Origin of the sequence: Shewanella sp. SACH (assembly GCF_001887095.2) — a bacterium.
Classification (GTDB): Bacteria; Pseudomonadota; Gammaproteobacteria; order Enterobacterales; family Shewanellaceae; genus Shewanella; species Shewanella baltica.
In genome coordinates, this window is record NZ_MPDG02000006.1 from 120,709 (window position 1) to 138,378 (window position 17,670).

Sequence of the window (17,670 nt, forward strand, 5' to 3'; positions counted from 1 at the left end):
TATAAGCCCTAGGCAGATGGCATTTCATCCGACATAATCGAGCAATATCCCTTATATTATATGGATTTGTGCTTGGTATGGATTCACCTGTGGCGCAGCCGTTAGTCACTTGTTCACGGCGCAGCGAACGTAACTCTTGGTTAAGATGTACCCTGCGTCGCTCGCAGCAGGAGGCGGTTGCCTCGTCTATGATGACGGCGACCAGCGATAACTTCTTCAATGCCTACGCTATTTTTCTCGGTGCCAGCCTAGCGCAGATGGGCTTTGTCACGGGTTTACCTCAGCTTTTTGGCGCTATCTCCCAGCTTTTATCTGTCTGGCTCGCCAGCCATTTCTCCCGCCGAACTTTTATCGTATTTTGTGCCGCCTTTCAGGCCTGTGTTGTGCTGGCGATGGGCGCGTTAGCCGCTTTCGGCCCTGAACATGCGGTGTGGATCTTTATCGCTTTAGCCGTTGGTTACCATGGCTTTATTAATCTAATTCAACCCCATTGGCGGGCGTGGATGGGCTCTATTGTTCCCGAACGGCGCCGTGGTACTTTCTTCGCCGCGCGCACTCGGCTCACTATGGGCGCATCTTTGAGTGTGTTCTTTATTGGCGGCGGCATACTCACCTTAACCGATTCGATACAGATGGCGTGGCTGGGCTTTAGTCTGTTGTTTTCAATCGCGGCGATGGGACGGTTTGTCTCGGCTTGGTTACTGCTGCAGATGCACGATCCCGATCCGCGCGAGCCCAAACAGCGCGGCGTATTTCTGCAGACGATTGGTCATTTTCGCGAGGCGTGGAAGGATAAAACTTTTCGTCAGTACAGTTTGTTTGTCGCCAGTATGCAGGGCATGGTGGCGATCTCGGCACCATTTTTTGCCGTTTATATGTTGGAAGGCTTGAAGTTTACTTATCTCGAATTTGTGTTTGCCAGCGTGGCTTCGATAGCGACTCAATTTGTCACCTTGCGATTTTGGGGTCGCTTTAGCGATCAATTCGGCAATCGTTTAGTGATGATCATCACCAGTTGTATGATCCCAAGCTTGCCGCTGATGTGGCTATTCTCGGATAACTATCTGTATATCTTAGCTATCCAAGCTTTCTCTGGCTTGGCGTGGAGCGGCTTTACCTTAAGTACGGCAAATTACCTTTATGATATCCGCCCCTTTCGCAGTGACTTTGCGACCTACGCCGCTTTGCAAGCAGCCTTGAGTGCGGCCTGTGTATTTGTTGGCGCGATATTGGGCGGCACTATTGCCTCCCATGCGGCGGACTTTTTAGTCTGGTCGGGTTGGGATAGCGTGTTATCTAGCCCTATCTTCGTGGTGTTCTTAGTCTCGACCGTGCTGCGAGCCTTAGTGACACTCTGGTTTATTCCGCGCTCGGTCGAACCTAAAGTGCGTCCAAGGCCGCAGTTACTGCAACTTATTTTCCGTATCCGCGGCTTTAATGCGATTTCGGGCGTGAGCCTCGATTGGCTCACTGTAGTGAAACGCCGCAAGCAATAAAGACGTGCGACTAAAGCGTATAGTCAAAAAACTTACGGCTTTGCGGGCCAGCGCTATTACTGTTCACCTTATTGGGATGTTTATATTCATGCCAAGCCGCGACGTGTGTACCAGCGTTTAATTTAGGGAAATCCAGTCCATGCTCGCTGGTGTTGACTGGCAGTGGTTGGACGGCTGCCTTTGCCTGACTCGTTCCTTCCAGTGATATCTGGGTTGGTGCACTTTTTATTTGAGGATCCGAGAATGCCCTATCTGTCACTTGACCTAAGGTTGGGCAATCCGTGGTTAACCCTAAAAATTGCAACAGGCGACTCAAGCTCCCCACATGGCTAATGTCGAGTGAGATAAAATCTTCTCGGCCATGAAAGTAAGCGAGCACTTCGTTTTGATGCCTTTGATAACAATCAACAAGATGTACCTCGTCAGCGGGATCCATCACTTTATCAATAGCAAACGTGTGCCGAAAACTGCGTTTCATAATCGGGTGAAATCGCCCCGATTTTGCTTCTAAATGCGGCAGCATTTTACCCAGCAGCATCTGCATTGAAGGCACCCACTTCGCCATTTCACGATCGAGGTAGACAAATTTGGCCTGCGGGAATAGACCATCAAGCTGCCGATAATCACTAAAACAGGGCACGTCAGAAATCGCATCGGCCAGCATAAACGCCTGTTTAGTAAAGGCCATGTGCGCCACTTTAAGCCCTTGCTCCAACAACGCCACACTCACACTCGTCGTACCCGTACGCGGTAGGCCTATGATAAAGACCTTCTGTTTTTCTACACTTGCCTGTTCACTACTGAGCGTATTCGACTGTTCGGGATGCATCTCATCTGGCTTGGTAATCTGTGAATGACCAGTGTGCTGCGTATTGGCGGCATGATCTGCATTGCCAATATGTTGTGCATTAGCAGAACATTGTGCGTGAGCAGAAGCTGTTGAATTGTTGGCATTATCAGGCATAGATTGGGCTCAGAATGTGTGTGAAAGCGGTGCGGTGTAAGCAATGAGTTTTCACATCGGCGTTTCGCATTGGCGTGTCAAATCAGCGGCGGCAGTATATCTCAGCACGAAGGCTTTGTCGGTGACTATACATAAAAGTCACGCACCACAGTAAAGGCGCCACTGTATTGTATGACAGCTGTACGATAAAAGTGGAAGCCCATAAGGCTTAGGATCTGAGTTCCCGGATTACCAACAAGACTCATTTCCCTGCATTGCATAGCCATGTTGGTATTGATGAGGCGATTATTAGCACTATTTGACTCATAATGTGAGGCGAATATGTTTGTTAATCGCCTCATTATGTGAGTAGAATAGGCTTGTTATTTGACTCGTGGGGTAAGATATGTGGATTTGGCAGCAAGCCGATTGGCCTAAGTTTCATTGGAATACTAGCAGCATTGATGCCTTGCTGCGTCAGGTCTATTTCAATCAGGGCCAGCTGCTTGGGAAGCAAATGCTAAGTCACGACGACAGCCTATTAACTTCAGATGCAGCACTCGACACCTTACTCGCTAACATTATCCATTCCAGTGCCATCGAAGGTGAAAAGCTCAATGCTGCTTCAGTGCGCTCATCCTTAGCTAAAAAACTCGGCGTGACTGAAGATAAACCGTATCCGACAACAGCGCAAACCGATGGTTTAGCTGACATTATGCTCGATGCCTTAAAAAATTTAGAGACTGAATTAACCCTCGAACGGATATTGGGCTGGCATCAGCAGTTATTTCCGCTGGGTTACACATTACTTAACCCTGTTATTGGTGGAACGCTGCGTGGCGATACACCTATGCAGGTTGTCTCTGGCCGCATTGATAAACCAACAGTGCATTTTGAGGCACCCTCTAGATCGGCATTGGATGCTGAACTCTCGCAGTTCATCGAATGGTTTAATGCTTCACGGCAAGCGCAGGTTTTAGATCCGCTTATCCGTGCGGCGATAACACATCTTTGGTTTGTTACTCTGCATCCACTTGATGATGGTAATGGGCGTATCACGCGTTTATTGACTGATTTAGCTTTGGCACAAGCGGAGAAGCGCTCGATTCGTTTTTACGCTATGTCGGTCAGTATTCTTGCCCGTCGCCAAGCCTACTATGACATTTTAGAGTCCACTCAAAGGGGCGATGTAGATATTACTCCTTGGTTAGTCTGGTTTTTTGAAACCCTCAATGACTGCTTACTCAATGCGATGGCAGATGTGAGCAGAACGCTGTCGAAAACTCAGTATTGGCAAAGTGTCGACCAATCTTTATTGAGTCAGGAGCAAGCTAAAGTGCTCAATCGGATGTTAGACGGCGATTTTGAACTAGGGATTAATAGTAGCCAGTACCAAAAAGTCGCTAAGGTGAGCCGCGCCACCGCCACCCGTCATCTTGCGCAAATGGTCGAACAGCGCTTTTTAGTAAAAGCCGACGCCGGCGGCCGAAGTACGAGGTACTTATTGCCGAGTGGGAAATAGCGAGATTTTTGATTTAAGGCTCAGCTGTGGCACTCAAATGGTATTGACGCAGGCACGCCGTAAACTCTTCCATGAGGGCTCCACCGCGCCATCCATGGCGCAGATGGCCTGCTTATCGATACCATTTTCCGCTGTGCAGCCCTCGTATCGCGTCAACTTCAGTGTGAGCCTTGAATGAGGTTACAAATTAGCTGTTGAATAAGCGCATACTCACAATTGATATCTACATTTCTTTTAATTAAATATCAGTATGTTATATTTCATCAAGCTTATTGAGTAAGGATTGGTGACGAATAATGGAAATTCAGATTGGTGATGTACTGAGATATAAAAAGCCAGCATGTGGAGAAAACATGTATGAAGATGGCTACCTCAATTTCCATTTTCTAACCAAATCCATCGATGCGAACAATCTGCAGCTTGAAAAGGGAATCAACCCTAGTGCCAAGATTAAAACCAGCTTGGGTCAACTCGTCCGCCCGGCAATACTCATTTCCAGTAGTCCAAATAAGAAAGGTTCAATAGAAACACCCTGGGAAGATTTTTATGACGTTGATAACGGTCATATCCGCTACTTTGGTGACAATAAAGAACCTGGTAAAGATCCTGCTACTGCACCAGGTAACAAAGCGCTACTCGAAGCTTTTCGATTAGCGCATTCACACAATGTGGACGAGAGATTATTAACTCCACCTATCTTGTTTTTTAGACGCGTAGTTATGAATGGTGTTGCTAAGGGGTATCCCCAGTTTCAAGGATTGGGTGTGATTAATAGCATAGAGCTAGTAACGCAATGGGATAACAAACTCGGGCGTACGTTTACCAACTATGCCTATGACTTTACAGTTTTTTGTATAGCCGCAGAGCATGAAGAGTTCGAATGGGATTGGATAAATAGCCGCCGTAAAAAAGCTTTTTCTCTAGAGATGACCAATCAAACAGCGCCTAAAAGCTGGCGACAATGGCTGAGCGAAGGTAGCAATGCTTTAAACAAACTACGACGCCGAGTATCTAAGTTAAAGCTAGAGAAAGCGATAAATCAAAAGCCTATTCCGGGTTCTGAGTCTGACAAAATTTTAAATCAAATTTATGATTACTACGCTAACAAGAAGCATAGATTTGAGGCGCTCGCTGAGGAGATTGCAGAGCGTGTTTTAGATAGAGAGCTAGGCATTTATCAAAAAGGCTGGGTGACTCAAGGCTCGGGTGACGGTGGTGCCGATTTCATCGGTAAGGTGACTTTGGGTAGTGGATTCTCCAAAGTGGAGTTGATTGTGCTAGGTCAGGCGAAATGCGAGTCACTCAATACGCCTACGGGTGGTAATCATATTGCTCGTACAGTAGCCCGCTTAAAGCGTGGCTGGCTAGGTGTGTATGTAACCACCAGTTATTTTTCAGATTCAGTTCAACGAGAAGTGATTGAAGACAAGTATCCGATAGTCTTGATCCATGGACGCAGACTTGCAGAGGAAGTTGCTAAAATAGTCTATGAAAGCGAAGCGTATTCGAATGTCACAGAGTTTTTAATCGCGATGGATGCAGTGTACCCATCGCGATTAAAGCAAAGGCAAGCAGAAGAAATTCTAAATTAGTTAATGAAATCTAATCCAACTCTAGATTTTGATACCCCAAGTTTACCTAGTAGATTCAATGCATATTCGTATCTTAATTCTGCAACTACAGTACCTTCCAGTGGTGTGATTTTTAGCTCAAGACCTTTGTCACATGGCTGAGCAGAATATAGCTTCAACTTTCTATCTTCTATGTTGAAAACCCCTTGTTTTTCAACATAAAAATCCTTGGCTTTAGGGTTTGCTTTGCCATCGATTCCTACTGTGAAACTAAGGATTCTAATTTCATCTGAATCTTTATTTGGTTTGATAAATATCATATTGTTAGATGTCGAGTGTTCGAGCAGTTGTACCATTAAATCTTCATCTGAAAAGCTTGGGATATTTTCTGAGGTAATTTTTAAGCTCTTTATCATACTGTCTCTAGTACTTTTTAAAGCTTCTTTAGCATCATACATTTGGACTAATGTAACGGGAATAAGTTGATCAAAGGGATCAACATCTTGAATTTTAGGATTATGAGAAATATTTTTCTGTCCAGGTACTAAATCACAGATTGGAGTTAAGCAAAGCCAATAACTTCGATTAATTTCTAAAATATGCCCAGTGATTATATGATGTGTTGTTATTGTTCTAGAACAACTAAAACAGTTAGCATGTAAGACCTGTTCAACTTCATTTTCCATAACTTTAGTATCTACAAAGTAGTTTAGTGCACTTTGTTTATCAGTTTCTAAAGTTTTTATTTGGTTGACTAAGTTTGCCGTAAATGTACCAAGATCATATTTTATTTCTGTAGCAAGTTCCTCCCATAGCTTCGATACTGTGCCCCATGCGGCAGTTTGTATTTCACTATTGTTTTCAGCTTTTAATAAATCCTTAAGCCAAGCGGCTTGCAAGTACTTCTTATTGAGGATGTTACTTGAGGCTGATACCCCTTTACTTTCGATTTCATTTCTTAATTTAGATAAGATGAGTTTATGTGGGTGTGGTCGCCAATCTTCCATAGCTTCTAACAGTTTATCCGGGATTTCACTAACAGGCGTTTGTTTTTTTCCTATTACGGTCAGAAATAAATCTTCAGTTTTAACCCAAGTAATTGTTTCATTTTTTCCCCAGTCAAAATGTTTCGCAGTTTCTGAAGCAAACTTATCATCATATTCTTTTAATATTTCGATACATGTCCATCGGATTAATAACTTTTTACATAAAGCAATATCTTCGGGTTTTTCATCATATATAGATGAGAATTCATCAAAAAAATCATGTTCAAGCAAACCATTGGTCAACTCAATTTCGTATTTTTTCAGTAAGAATAGAAGATCAAGTTTTGGAATTGAATTAATTAGGTTTACTCTAATTTCAGGCTGTTCAATTTCCCATTGGTCTAATGCATTATTTACTAGTTTTAATGGTTTTTGATGCAAGCTGGCCAATTTAGGTTTGGCTTGTAAAGAGACAATGATGTCGGTGAAAACATCATTTACAGTGCCTTTTTCACCAGTATAGCCTTTAGTATGTACTGCAACTATATTAAAGTGTCTGTTATTGGATAGGTTTTTTATTATATTAATTGATTTTTGGCAGAAGCCATCATCTTCACCATCTAAATGATAATCCAAAATTAAAAGGTCACTGTGATGAAGTCTACTAGATACATTGTCGACAGATAGTTTGTCTTCTTCACCATCATAAACGTCTAATAGCCAGTTGTATTTTATGTCACGGCTAACTGCAATGATTTCTGAGAGACGATTAATATCATCACTATTAAATTCTTCTCTGCCTTTCGTAACAAGTGCATCTAAAGTTGGATATTCGTCATCAATGACAGTTACAGTTCTTATAGGATCAATATAAGCCTGTTTAAGAAAAGGTTTGTAATCAAATTTAATATTATCCAACATTTTTTATTCCCTTAAAATCAATTACAAAATTAGCACCATTTAATAGTTTATGTTGTGGGCGTGATTCATAAAATATTTTATGACCACCTGCTGCTAAATTCATCTTACAGAGGTACAAACCAACCCCACGACCTCCACGTTGTTTCTTTGTAAAGAAAATTGTGAATAAGTTATCAATATCATCGACATCAACACCTGAACCGTTATCACTGACGTAAACTAATCCGTCCTTGATATCTAGAGTAATTAGGCGATTTTCTTCAGTTGATTCTTTGACCCAATATCGAGCGTTGTTTATTAAGTTTATGAAAACAGGGTATATTCTTGAAGGTTGTTCATAGATAGATATTTTTGAAAACGCTTCTGTTTTTACAAAATTAATCCCCGCTTTATCTAAGCGCGATTTGAAGAAGTCATTTACATATTTGTATATGTCATCACCAGTTAATCTAGCTTTCACTTTTTCACCGGATAATTTCAACGGGCTTAAAAATCGCCATGAATCACTTAATGACTGATGAGCCTGAGTTACATTGACCAAATCTCTACTCTGTGATTCAGTAAGCTCACTTTTGCTTAATGAGTTAAGGCCACGCTCTATAGTCATGTCTAACCCTTCAATCTCATGACCTATTATTTCAACAGAAATACCTAATTGGGCTAAGGCGTGAATTTGATCAAGTTTTTTCTTTAATTTAGTATTTTCATTTACAGATTGAATCGCCAGGCCTTCAAGATCTATTTGTTCTCTTAAGCTTTCAATTGCGGTGATGTATGGCTTGAGAGATTGTTGTATTTCAATATCTTGCTTCTCATACTCGGTATCTATTAGTGCCATTACATGATCAAGTGTTGTTCTTTTGGCCGCTAAATCATCAAGATGGATAGCAAGGTTTTTGTGGAATTGCTTATTCGCGGTATCAACAAGTTCATCAAATCTGGATATTTCTGCTTTTAATAATTCTCTACCTTCGTTTGCATACTTTCGTATTTTTGCATGAAGAACACCAGCTTTGCTCTTGAAATCCTTTTCAGCAATTTCAATATCTTCTTTAGTCGTTAGTTTTTCAAGTGCAAGATTAATCGAAGAGCTTATTTGCTTCACTAGCTCCTTAGCATTCAACTCCATATCTCTATAGTCTCGATATGCTGTTTCTATACTACCTAATGTTCTAGGAATTGGGCTTAGAGAAAAGTCTTTTAAACGTCCATCTAGTTCGTTAAGTTCGTGTTTGAGTCTAGTTAATTCATCTTGACTATCAAAGTCACGATTTTCTGTCAGGATATTTGCGAGTTCTGTAAGCTCATTTCTAGCTATTTCAAGATGAGCCTTGTTTTTATTAATAGTGCTTTTTATTCTATCTTGTTCTTTTTTTAATAATTTTACTCTGTCTTTCGCTGCTTTATCGGCAGCGTGTTTAGAATTTATTTCTTCTAGTTTATCTGCACGCACTTGAGATGCTCTGCCAATAAAACGCTTTGCAATTTCAATAAGGATATTTTCAACAACTTCACGGAATAACTTTGAAGCTTTATTATCAATAATACCTTCACGTCCAGCTTTATCTTTTAAGTTCGGATTTCCATACTTTGTTATGTTAACCCCGCCAAAACACGCTCTATTTGTAAAAACGTATAAACCAGCATTTTTAGATCTTCTTTTTTCCATTTCAAAGAAGTCATTATCCTCTCGACCATACGGCATGACTCTGAGGTTATCTCTAAATACCATACAGCCACCAAAAAGCTCTCTCATTTTGAAGAAGTTGCTATATTGTTCATCAGAGAGAGAGCTGTTTACTCTTGTTACTTCAAAAGTACCAAGACGGATTGAAAAGGCACCAAAATGAGTATCTTTTCTCATTTTATACCGTGACTTAGGTTTTACAGTAACATCGTTAAACCATTCACCAAATGCCTTTACATTTCCTTTAAATAACCCTTCTTCGCTGATATCGCCTTCGATAATATGCTCAAGCTGATCAAAGTTAGAAATATCGAAATTTCTTACTTCATCGATAATAAAACGTTGCAGGTGACCATTCCAGGCGACAACCGAAGTACTAAAGTCGGTAATTCTGTCTTCACCTGGGCGGCAAAATGGGTTGACAAAGCTACTTAGAGTTTGAATGAATCTTTCTTTTGCTCGTATTTCTGTGCCATCAGACTCAGAACCGGAATCTGCAGATAGTTGCGCTGTTAGATCTTCATTAATAGAGGCAATAAACATGCCCGTGCCATGGCTTGAGTTGCCACTCCAAACAGGCCAAGTATCTAAATGTCTATCGGTAAAACAGGTACCTATAACTGTTTCTTCAATTGCGATTTTAGTAGAGTCTTTTTTCTCAATAAGCTCTTGTTCATGGAATGACTTCCAAGCCAATTCGACTCTTGAGTCTCGTTCATTGTCTGAGCCATCACCCCATAAGTTCCCCATGAGTTTATCGAACATATCAGGTAATAATGTTTGGACTTCGGAGCGAGTTTCGAATTCAACAATAGGCAATTTAATATCATGAAGCATAAGATATGGGTTTTCGAATAAACGCCAATCTAATAGACATGCAACAAATTGCTCATTTTTCTTCTTAGATATTAATAGCATTAGTGAACCTAATGCTGCACAAGATAAGCGGCCTATGCCTTTTTGACCTTGTTTTACCCGAATTCTGTCTATTTCATTTCGATCTTCTAAAGGGGTTTCTGTGCCAGTTGCTTTTGATTCTGTGCCAACAGTAAGCCACTTATTGCGAAGGTCATCTAGTGACATGCCATGACCGTCATCCACGAGTGTGGCTACTGGGATTTCCCCATCAAAGATGTTCAATGAAACATTACGGGCATAGGCATCATAAGCATTTTTCCAAAGCTCAGAAATTGCCGTTGGACAATCTGCAATTTGTTCTCGACCTAAATGGTCAATTGTACGAGCACGAGTTTGAAATGAAACTGATGAGAGCATTTGGCTTCCCTAACTAAAATTCCTTATTAGTCAGGATAATATGCTTTTTTATTCGCAGAATAAATAGTCAATTAGGTTAGGGTGTGATGATTGTTTTGATTTCACTGATAAGTTTTCTTCCCAATTCAACAGGAACAGCATTACCAATTTGCTTTGCTTGTTCGCTGCTATTGCCTAAAAACTCAAAATCATCGGGAAAGGTTTGTAGGCGAGCTGCGTGCCTTAAGGTGATACCGTGATCGAGCCATGGATGAACAAAACGGCCTTTGGAGGGATTATTGCAGCCAGTCGTAATGGTATTACTGGGTTGATCGAGTATGATGCGGCCATAAACATCTTTATGGCCTTTGTAGTCATTTGAATGACATTTTAAACGAAACTCAATGTCACTTCTGCTGCCATTGAGTGGCGTTTCACGAAAACGTTGAGCGACATTATCTGTATGCACCATATGAATGTTGCATTTATCGTTTTTAGGTAATTGAGAGCCAAATTCTAGATTTGCGACATGTAGCTCGGCTTCTTGCTTTGGCATGGTCTGTTGATAAAGTTGCACATACTCTTTCAAAATCGAGTTGGTTGGTTTTTCAAAAACAGTAGAGGCGGCTCTCCATGTGGGGTTACCTTTTTTAGGTGCAAAATGCGTCGCAGCAGGAGGAAAAATTAAGGCTGCGTCTTTAATATCTTTTCTTGTGCCTAGAATAAAAACTCGCTTTCTGTTTTGTGGCACACCATATTCTTTAGCATTGATTGCGCCGCAAAATTGAATGTTATAACCTGCTTTTTTGGCCAGTTTCAAGAATTTATCTAAATAGGCGGCATGGCGTTGCCAAAGTAAACCAGTGACATTTTCTACTAAAAATGCTTTTGGCTTAAATGCGTGTATAAAATCAAAATAGCGCAATAGCAACTGATTACGAGGGTCGTCGACCCCGGTATTGTTGATTCTGTGGGTGGAGAATCCCTGACATGGAGGCCCACCCAAAATGATATCAAGCTCGCCTTCATTAAGATTTAACTTACCCATTAATTCAGCTATGTCGACGACATTAATATCGTCATTGATTAATGTCGTTGGTGCGCTTAAACGAGAGATCAAATTTTGCTGGTAAGTTGCTGCGGCTGCGCTATCTAGCTCTATGGCTGCAACGACATCAATACCACATTGATGTGCAGCTAGAGAGAAGCCACCGGCACCTGCAAAAAGATCTATCGCTTTCATTAATCATCAGTCCAAACGCAAATTTCGAACCGCAAATTATACATGGCAAGCACTATTCCGCTAGCTTTTAGTTGGTGGTTGAGGAGTTTGTAATTGTGATAAAAGTTAATGACCAACTTATGTTCAAATCGTACAAAGTAACGACACATACTTAGAATCTAGAGCGTTTTTTTTTCAAAAACGCTTTTGGGGCTATAAGTACAGAAACCTGATAGAGCAGAGGCCATAATAGAATCGACATTGTTGCACCCGTGACCGTCTAAAACAGGGAGGTTTTAGTCGAGCCTACATGGAGGTATGAACGGCGTGTCACTGGGGAGACAATGTAGGTTAAGTGACTCATTTTATGTATCACTGTTTGCTCTCATTTTTAAATTTAACTTTTATATCAATTGGTAACGAATAATCCATCCATAAGTAATTAATCCTCTTTCGCCCTAAAACTAATAAATTGTTGTGCTTCTGCCAGTGCAAAATCAAAATGAAACGCTAGCCCTGATTGAATTTCTTCATTATCAAAGCATACGGACCATTCAAAGCCTCCCCTGAACCGATCTGGATTTCGTTCGATGTAGATTACGTATCCACACCATTCTTCTTCATAAGATACAAAATAAGCCTCTTCAAACTGGCTAACGGATTGGTATTCCATGATGTAAACCTAGTGTATTAGTGGGCTTATATTTTCAGTCATCGCTGTTGTATGTTCCACGGACTATGAGTCACATCGAACAGTTTTCTTTTGTTAGTTGAGCATTTATGTTGTGGTTACCGTATTGAAACGACCTTGGCGCTCAGTTGCAGTTTTATCTGCTCTAAATAATCAATGATTGCACTGGGCTGTTCAAATTCAAGCTGTAATGTTGGCAGGGAAGCAGTACGGATTTCTGGGTGTATGTTGTCGCCGTCATTTACGGCTGAAATGATGGTGTAGCGGGGATAATCTTCTTCGCGACAGATGGGGTCGGCATAGTCTACCCAAAGAATAAAGTAGTCGCTTTTTCGTTTGAAATAAAAGCTTGGACACATGTCATTTTGATAGCTTTTGTCGATAAGAAATGGGTATTGGCTCAGGTCGAAACCAAGATCAAATTCATAGCCAAATGTTTGATGATAAGCACTCATATTTCTGCCTTAAATAGTCAGCTAGACTGACTATCATTATAGTTGGACAGGCTATTTAATGTGCTGTTTTATTTGGCTTAAGTCCGTTTTAAGTTAGTCTTTTTTAGCTTTGCAGCTGTGTTCTTTATAACCATTTTTAATCAATTTTTATCTTTGAACCTATTGAGTAATGCCCTACCTTGCCATCAACAACTCCATCAAAAACTCAATCAATACACTCACCTTAGTCGGCAAATATTTCCGCTGCGGGTAAACCGCGTAGATGCCATGTTCTGGGAGGGGATGGTCTGCGAGCAAGGCTTGTAGGCGGCCTGTTTGTAAGTCGGCTTCGACCATGAAATGGGGTAGGTTGGCTATGCCTAAACCATCGAGTGTGGCTTGGTGGATGGCATCACTATTATTGACTTGGTAGTTACCGTTCGGCTGGATACGAGTGGGACCCTGCGGGCTTAAGAAGGTCCATTCAACACCATCACGAAAGTATGAGTAGAACAAACAGTTATGTTGGCTGAGTTGCTGCGGCGTGTGTGGCACAGTGTGGCGAGCAAGATACTCGGGTGAGGCGCAAATGACACTTAAACAAGGGGCAATTTTACGGGCAATCAGGCTCGAATCTGGCAGTTCGCCGATGCGAATCGCTAGATCGAATCCGCCAGCAATTAAATCGGTGGTCTTATCATCCATCTGCATTTGCAGCTGTATTTTCGGGTAACGGCGCAGAAACTCGGGGATTAAAGGGGCGATATGCAAGCGGCCAAATACCATAGGGACAGCGATGCGCAGATTGCCCTGAGGTACTTGCTGTAGCTCTGAAATAGCGTCCAAGCCGTCTGCTGCGAGCTTAACTGCTGGGCGAACGTAGTCGAAGTAGCGGGCGCCTGCCTCGGTAAGACTCAAGCTGCGAGTGGTACGGTGCAGGAGTTGAATACCCAGACTTTGTTCTAATAGGGTAATGCGTTTACTCACCGCCGATTTACTCAGCCCAAGCTTTTGACCTGCCAATGAAAAGCTACCGCATTCCACTACAGTGACAAAGATAGGTAATGCCGAAAAGTGCTCCATGGTGTCCTTAGATTATCGCGTTCCCCAGCCATTATTGTTGATGATACCTCAACAGTCAGTTTTTATTATCGTGGTTATCATTGCCCTTGATGCAAGGTAGACTAATGCACTTGCTGATTGCGGGTGTCGACAGTGAAGCCTAGTTATTTTCGGGCTCATCGCTCATGTTTATCGCTTATCTTGATTACTGCTAGGCAGCTAGCCACAGCATTGCCGCAATCGCCGATGTACCATTCTCGATGCCACTGAACGGCATGGGGATGAGTTTTAGCTATTTTGTCAGAAAGAGAGTTCCTATGTCCTTGCCTTACCAATGGATTTTGTTCGATGCCGATGAAACCCTATTTTATTTTGATGCCTTAAAAGGGCTTAAGTTGATGTTTAGTGAGTTTGGGGTCGATTTTACCCAAGCCGATTTTGATGAGTATCAGTTAGTTAACAAACCGCTTTGGATCGATTATCAAGATGGCAAGATAACCGCCGCCGAGTTGCAGACTATACGTTTCGAACCTTGGGCAGCCAAATTAGCCGTTACGGCCATGACGCTCAATAGTGCCTTTTTATCAGCAATGGCCGAAATTTGTTCGCCGCTACCCGGTGCTCGCGAGTTATTAGCCGCGCTACAAGGTAAAGCTAAACTAGGCATCATTACCAACGGTTTCACTGAACTACAAACCGTGCGATTAGAGCGTACAGGCTTGCAGCATCATTTTGATATTTTAGTGATTTCAGAAAAAGTCGGCATAGCCAAACCCGATGTGGGTATCTTCGAGCACGCCTTCGAACTCATGGGTCATCCTGAGCGCGAGACTGTGCTCATGGTCGGTGATAACCCGCATTCAGATATCCAAGGCGGCATCAATGCTGGTATTCATACATGCTGGTATAACGTCCACGGCCACGACGTACCTACCGGTATCACCCCGCACTATCAAGTGAGCTCGCACCAAGAGCTGCAAAAAATTCTGTTACCGTAAACGATTGTTTCCTGAGCCTAGCTCAGCACTTTGCACTCGATATTTTTGGCTAAGAGTGAGTGCTTTAACTGATATTCCCTCAGTGCCATAAAATACAAAAAGCCCTTACATTAAGGGCTTTTTGGTATCTAAAACGCGTTAAATATCATTACTCAACGTTTTGGATCTGAATGTTGATTGGTGTTTTTATTTTATTTAAAATCAATAGTTTGATTTTATTTTTGCGTTTGTTTTTTGGTTTTAGTAACCGATTTAGTAACCACTTGGTTGTCGTTAACATGCTTGATTCTAAATAATGCGGCTTAATATATAGGTTCTAATAAACAACCCCATATACGCCCGTAGCACAACTCTGGCAGGTATCATCATCGAACATATGCCCTGCATTCATAGACTCATTACAGTGCTTACACTTTCCACGGGCAATCTTACTATCGTGGATAGCTTTTGCTGCAGACTTAACCTGTCGCGGTGTAGAACTAAGAGCCATTTTCCGTTGAATAACCCATTCAAAGCTCGGTTCATGCGGATGCGGCCAAGTGATTAAACCAATGGAGATGGCTATGTAATCGTCAAATATATCGATACTTATATCTTTATCATATAAGGAGCTTGTGACTTTATCGGATAGAACATCAAAGTGTTGTTCCACAAACCTGCCGCAAGCGCTGTAGGCACATGTGGCCGTTCCATCTTGAGACTTAAAATTGGCATCAATTAATTTATTGCACTTAGTGCAGATAAAGAATGCTGGTGACTGGTCTATTGCCCGCGTTACCGCTTTTAGACTGTGCGTTAACCTTTTAGGGTTCACGCCAATTTTTTTGTGGATTAGCTTATCAAAATAACCATTATTACACCGGACATGTGCTGTTACGATGAAATCCTCATCAAGATGAACGGTATAAATAGGTCTATTAGGTAACGTAATCGACCCCTTTAGAGAAAGGTCATTGCAATCTAGTGTTGGAGACTCTCTCACTTTGCTGTTCTTCGTTTCAGAGCCGTAAATGTGATACGAATTCCACTCAAAAGATTTGAAAGGGCTGCCTATTTCATCAAGCAGTGCCATCGTTTCTATTGGTATTATTAAATCCATTAAAACCAGATAGCGGTCAATTAAATCCGGACGCCCAGTAAAGCAGATGGCGTTTTGCTCTAGCAGTGATTCAATAGTTGGAATGCAATCGAGATCCATGGCAGCGCCTCTTAAAAATTAACCTACAACAGAATAATCTCATCACTGAAATTATCTTCGACCCTTTTTCCATCGCATAATACTGAGTAGATAGAACAATCTAACAGATTTTTCTCAGTATCTAGGGAACCAATAAATTCTGTCGATAAAATGCAGTCACCATCAGAAATCATCAGGATATCTGCCTTAATAAAGTCTTCATCATTCTTGATTATTTCCAACGCACGTTTTAATGGTGTCTCAAAATCAGTGCCGCCACCAAAACTTTGTTGTAAGAAGCTCAGTAAACCAGACGAGTTGTTTACTTCATTCATTGAAAACTCTTTTAACTCACCATTTGAGCCAAAAAGCAGTACATGGAGTGATCGTTGCTCTTGCTTGAGAATGTTCGCTATGGCCAGCAATGAGGCTTTAGCTTTTAATAATGGCGCACCAGCCATGCTGCCCGAAGTATCTAAACAAGCCACAACTGGGCCCGTTCTTTTTTGACTAGTTTGTTGCTCTTCACCATTAATATAAGTGACGCCTTGAAGTTCGTAAGTTAGTAAGTTGTGTTCCAACAGTCTTGCATAAAACAGTACTTCTAACGTTTCATCTTCAAGGTTTACCAGCTCACTTGGGAGCATTCGCATCAAATCATTGCTTCTATGAGTACCATGAACTTCGTTTTTACTCGCCTCTGGGATTTTAGTCGCTTTCTTTTTCTCTTCCGAAATATAGATTCGCCCCATTTTATGAGCAAGGTCTTTAATTCGTTGATTATCATGTAATAGTCTAGCTAATACAGTGAAATCATCCTGACTATTAATAATGTCTGTATAGGAAAAATTAGCGCCTGGGCATTTAGCTAGAAACTCTTTAACCTCCTCGTATTTATCAGAAATCTGCGTCAGAGTGCTATTGAGTGAAGTTAGCTTGTTTGTGATGTGTTGAGGTATATTTTCGTCTTCCAATTCGCTTTGGTAATCTTGTAGCTCATTGAGTTCAGAGCGGATAAGTTCAATACTTTTTTCATTCAGCGGCAGATGTTGGAAATACTGTTCTTGTGTTGGCCAATCAGGTTCAGTCACTGGATTTTTAGCTAGAGAGTTGTCCCAATCCCATAAGCGCCATTTCGTCGCGCCTAATTGCTTGCGTGCGGTATTTTTAAGCTCTGCGAGGGTCGGTTCCCATGTTTCAATTGGCACTAGCGATGTGATAGCACTAAAGCCCTTTTCTATAAGGCTACTGTCTTGTAGCACTTGGTCAGCATAATTTACACATTTAGCCGAAAACTGATGGCAGTTTTTAAACACAAGGCCATAAAAGGCTCTCTCACCAATATGGAGATCTGCTCCATGGGCTACGCTTGAATGTCCAACAGCGCCGTATTTATTGCATGAAACATAAATTTTACGGCCTAATGTGCTCTTAGATGTGAAATCTGCTGCGTCACTATAGCTAACAGTGCTTTCCGCTATACCATCGACAATGATATTCGATATCTTTCCATCATCGACATAAATGCCAGAATGCTCTATCGCTACCCATAAGTCGCAATAAAGGACACTTCCTGGTACAGGGGTAACGGGGTCTCTAAATGTGCTATCGACAAAATATTTTATGGCTTTGAAGCCAATAGGGGTGGCGGCCTTAAATAAATTTGCTCCAGAGCGAAGGAGATTGAATGCTGCACTTATCATTCC

The 17,670-nt window shown here is 41.7% G+C and carries 13 protein-coding genes; 4 read left to right on the forward strand and 9 right to left on the reverse strand.

Features of this window, described 5'->3' with window-relative positions:
- The first annotated feature begins 77 nt into the window (after positions 1 to 77).
- On the forward strand, positions 78 to 1,496 hold the full coding sequence (locus tag BM607_RS18665; protein WP_071940432.1) for an MFS transporter: 1,419 nt from the start codon (positions 78 to 80) through the stop codon (positions 1,494 to 1,496).
- Between the two features lie 10 nt (positions 1,497 to 1,506).
- Here BM607_RS18665 and BM607_RS18670 read toward each other — a convergent pair whose 3' ends face one another.
- Positions 1,507 to 2,460, reverse strand: coding sequence for a sulfotransferase family protein (locus BM607_RS18670; RefSeq protein WP_071940431.1), 954 nt, complete (start codon positions 2,458 to 2,460; stop codon positions 1,507 to 1,509).
- 385 nt (positions 2,461 to 2,845) lie between these two features.
- Here BM607_RS18670 and BM607_RS18675 point away from each other — a divergent pair, with 385 nt between their 5' ends.
- On the forward strand, positions 2,846 to 3,961 hold the full coding sequence (locus BM607_RS18675) for a Fic family protein (protein WP_071940430.1): 1,116 nt from the start codon (positions 2,846 to 2,848) through the stop codon (positions 3,959 to 3,961).
- A 296-nt stretch (positions 3,962 to 4,257) separates the two neighbouring features.
- Complete coding sequence (locus tag BM607_RS18680; protein WP_071940429.1) at positions 4,258 to 5,553, forward strand: restriction endonuclease; 1,296 nt, start codon at positions 4,258 to 4,260, stop codon at positions 5,551 to 5,553.
- On the opposite strand, the gene BM607_RS18685 is transcribed toward BM607_RS18680, so the two are convergent.
- From BM607_RS18685 to BM607_RS18710, 6 genes are all read right to left on the reverse strand, one after another.
- Positions 5,550 to 7,439, reverse strand: coding sequence for a response regulator receiver domain (locus BM607_RS18685; RefSeq protein WP_170927474.1), 1,890 nt, complete (start codon positions 7,437 to 7,439; stop codon positions 5,550 to 5,552). The two genes, BM607_RS18680 and BM607_RS18685, sit on opposite strands and share 4 nt — an antisense overlap.
- Positions 7,429 to 10,401: an ATP-binding protein gene (locus BM607_RS18690; protein WP_071940428.1), complete on the reverse strand. Its 2,973-nt coding sequence runs from the start codon at positions 10,399 to 10,401 to the stop codon at positions 7,429 to 7,431. Before BM607_RS18690 ends, BM607_RS18685 begins: the two co-directional genes overlap by 11 nt.
- Positions 10,402 to 10,477: 76 nt before the next feature.
- Positions 10,478 to 11,623 (reverse strand): DNA cytosine methyltransferase, encoded by a 1,146-nt coding sequence (locus BM607_RS18695; protein WP_071940427.1) that lies wholly within the window; start codon positions 11,621 to 11,623, stop codon positions 10,478 to 10,480.
- Between the two features lie 421 nt (positions 11,624 to 12,044).
- Positions 12,045 to 12,275 (reverse strand): hypothetical protein, encoded by a 231-nt coding sequence (locus BM607_RS18700; RefSeq protein ID WP_071940426.1) that lies wholly within the window; start codon positions 12,273 to 12,275, stop codon positions 12,045 to 12,047.
- Positions 12,276 to 12,391: 116 nt separating this feature from the next.
- Positions 12,392 to 12,748: a hypothetical protein gene (locus tag BM607_RS18705; protein ID WP_140393433.1), complete on the reverse strand. Its 357-nt coding sequence runs from the start codon at positions 12,746 to 12,748 to the stop codon at positions 12,392 to 12,394.
- A 174-nt stretch (positions 12,749 to 12,922) separates the two neighbouring features.
- Complete coding sequence (locus tag BM607_RS18710; protein ID WP_071940425.1) at positions 12,923 to 13,810, reverse strand: LysR family transcriptional regulator; 888 nt, start codon at positions 13,808 to 13,810, stop codon at positions 12,923 to 12,925.
- Positions 13,811 to 14,106: 296 nt separating this feature from the next.
- On the opposite strand from BM607_RS18710, the gene yjjG reads away from it, so the two are divergent.
- A complete protein-coding gene (yjjG, locus tag BM607_RS18715) occupies positions 14,107 to 14,787 on the forward strand; it encodes a pyrimidine 5'-nucleotidase (protein ID WP_087486579.1) in 681 nt (226 codons plus the stop codon).
- 316 nt (positions 14,788 to 15,103) lie between these two features.
- Here the strand turns inward: yjjG and BM607_RS18720 are convergent, their stop codons facing one another.
- On the reverse strand, positions 15,104 to 15,985 hold the full coding sequence (locus BM607_RS18720; protein ID WP_071940423.1) for a hypothetical protein: 882 nt from the start codon (positions 15,983 to 15,985) through the stop codon (positions 15,104 to 15,106).
- A gap of 23 nt (positions 15,986 to 16,008) precedes the next feature.
- A complete protein-coding gene (locus BM607_RS18725) occupies positions 16,009 to 17,667 on the reverse strand; it encodes a VWA domain-containing protein (protein WP_071940422.1) in 1,659 nt (552 codons plus the stop codon).
- Positions 17,668 to 17,670: the final 3 nt, after the last annotated feature.

Excerpts from the sequence above, each read along its gene's own strand:
- BM607_RS18725 (WP_071940422.1), bottom strand. The coding sequence starts at position 17,667 with ATGATAAGTGCAGCATTCAATCTCCTTCGCTCTGGAGCAAATTTATTT.
- yjjG (WP_087486579.1), top strand. The coding sequence starts at position 14,107 with ATGTCCTTGCCTTACCAATGGATTTTGTTCGATGCCGATGAAACCCTA.
- BM607_RS18670 (WP_071940431.1), bottom strand. The coding sequence starts at position 2,460 with ATGCCTGATAATGCCAACAATTCAACAGCTTCTGCTCACGCACAATGT.
- BM607_RS18720 (WP_071940423.1), bottom strand. The coding sequence starts at position 15,985 with ATGGATCTCGATTGCATTCCAACTATTGAATCACTGCTAGAGCAAAAC.
- BM607_RS18700 (WP_071940426.1), bottom strand. The coding sequence starts at position 12,275 with ATGGAATACCAATCCGTTAGCCAGTTTGAAGAGGCTTATTTTGTATCT.
- BM607_RS18695 (WP_071940427.1), bottom strand. The coding sequence starts at position 11,623 with ATGAAAGCGATAGATCTTTTTGCAGGTGCCGGTGGCTTCTCTCTAGCT.
- BM607_RS18680 (WP_071940429.1), top strand. The coding sequence starts at position 4,258 with ATGGAAATTCAGATTGGTGATGTACTGAGATATAAAAAGCCAGCATGT.
- BM607_RS18685 (WP_170927474.1), bottom strand. The coding sequence starts at position 7,439 with ATGTTGGATAATATTAAATTTGATTACAAACCTTTTCTTAAACAGGCT.
- BM607_RS18710 (WP_071940425.1), bottom strand. The coding sequence starts at position 13,810 with ATGGAGCACTTTTCGGCATTACCTATCTTTGTCACTGTAGTGGAATGC.
- BM607_RS18675 (WP_071940430.1), top strand. The coding sequence starts at position 2,846 with ATGTGGATTTGGCAGCAAGCCGATTGGCCTAAGTTTCATTGGAATACT.
- BM607_RS18705 (WP_140393433.1), bottom strand. The coding sequence starts at position 12,748 with ATGAGTGCTTATCATCAAACATTTGGCTATGAATTTGATCTTGGTTTC.
- BM607_RS18690 (WP_071940428.1), bottom strand. The coding sequence starts at position 10,401 with ATGCTCTCATCAGTTTCATTTCAAACTCGTGCTCGTACAATTGACCAT.
- BM607_RS18665 (WP_071940432.1), top strand. The coding sequence starts at position 78 with ATGGATTCACCTGTGGCGCAGCCGTTAGTCACTTGTTCACGGCGCAGC.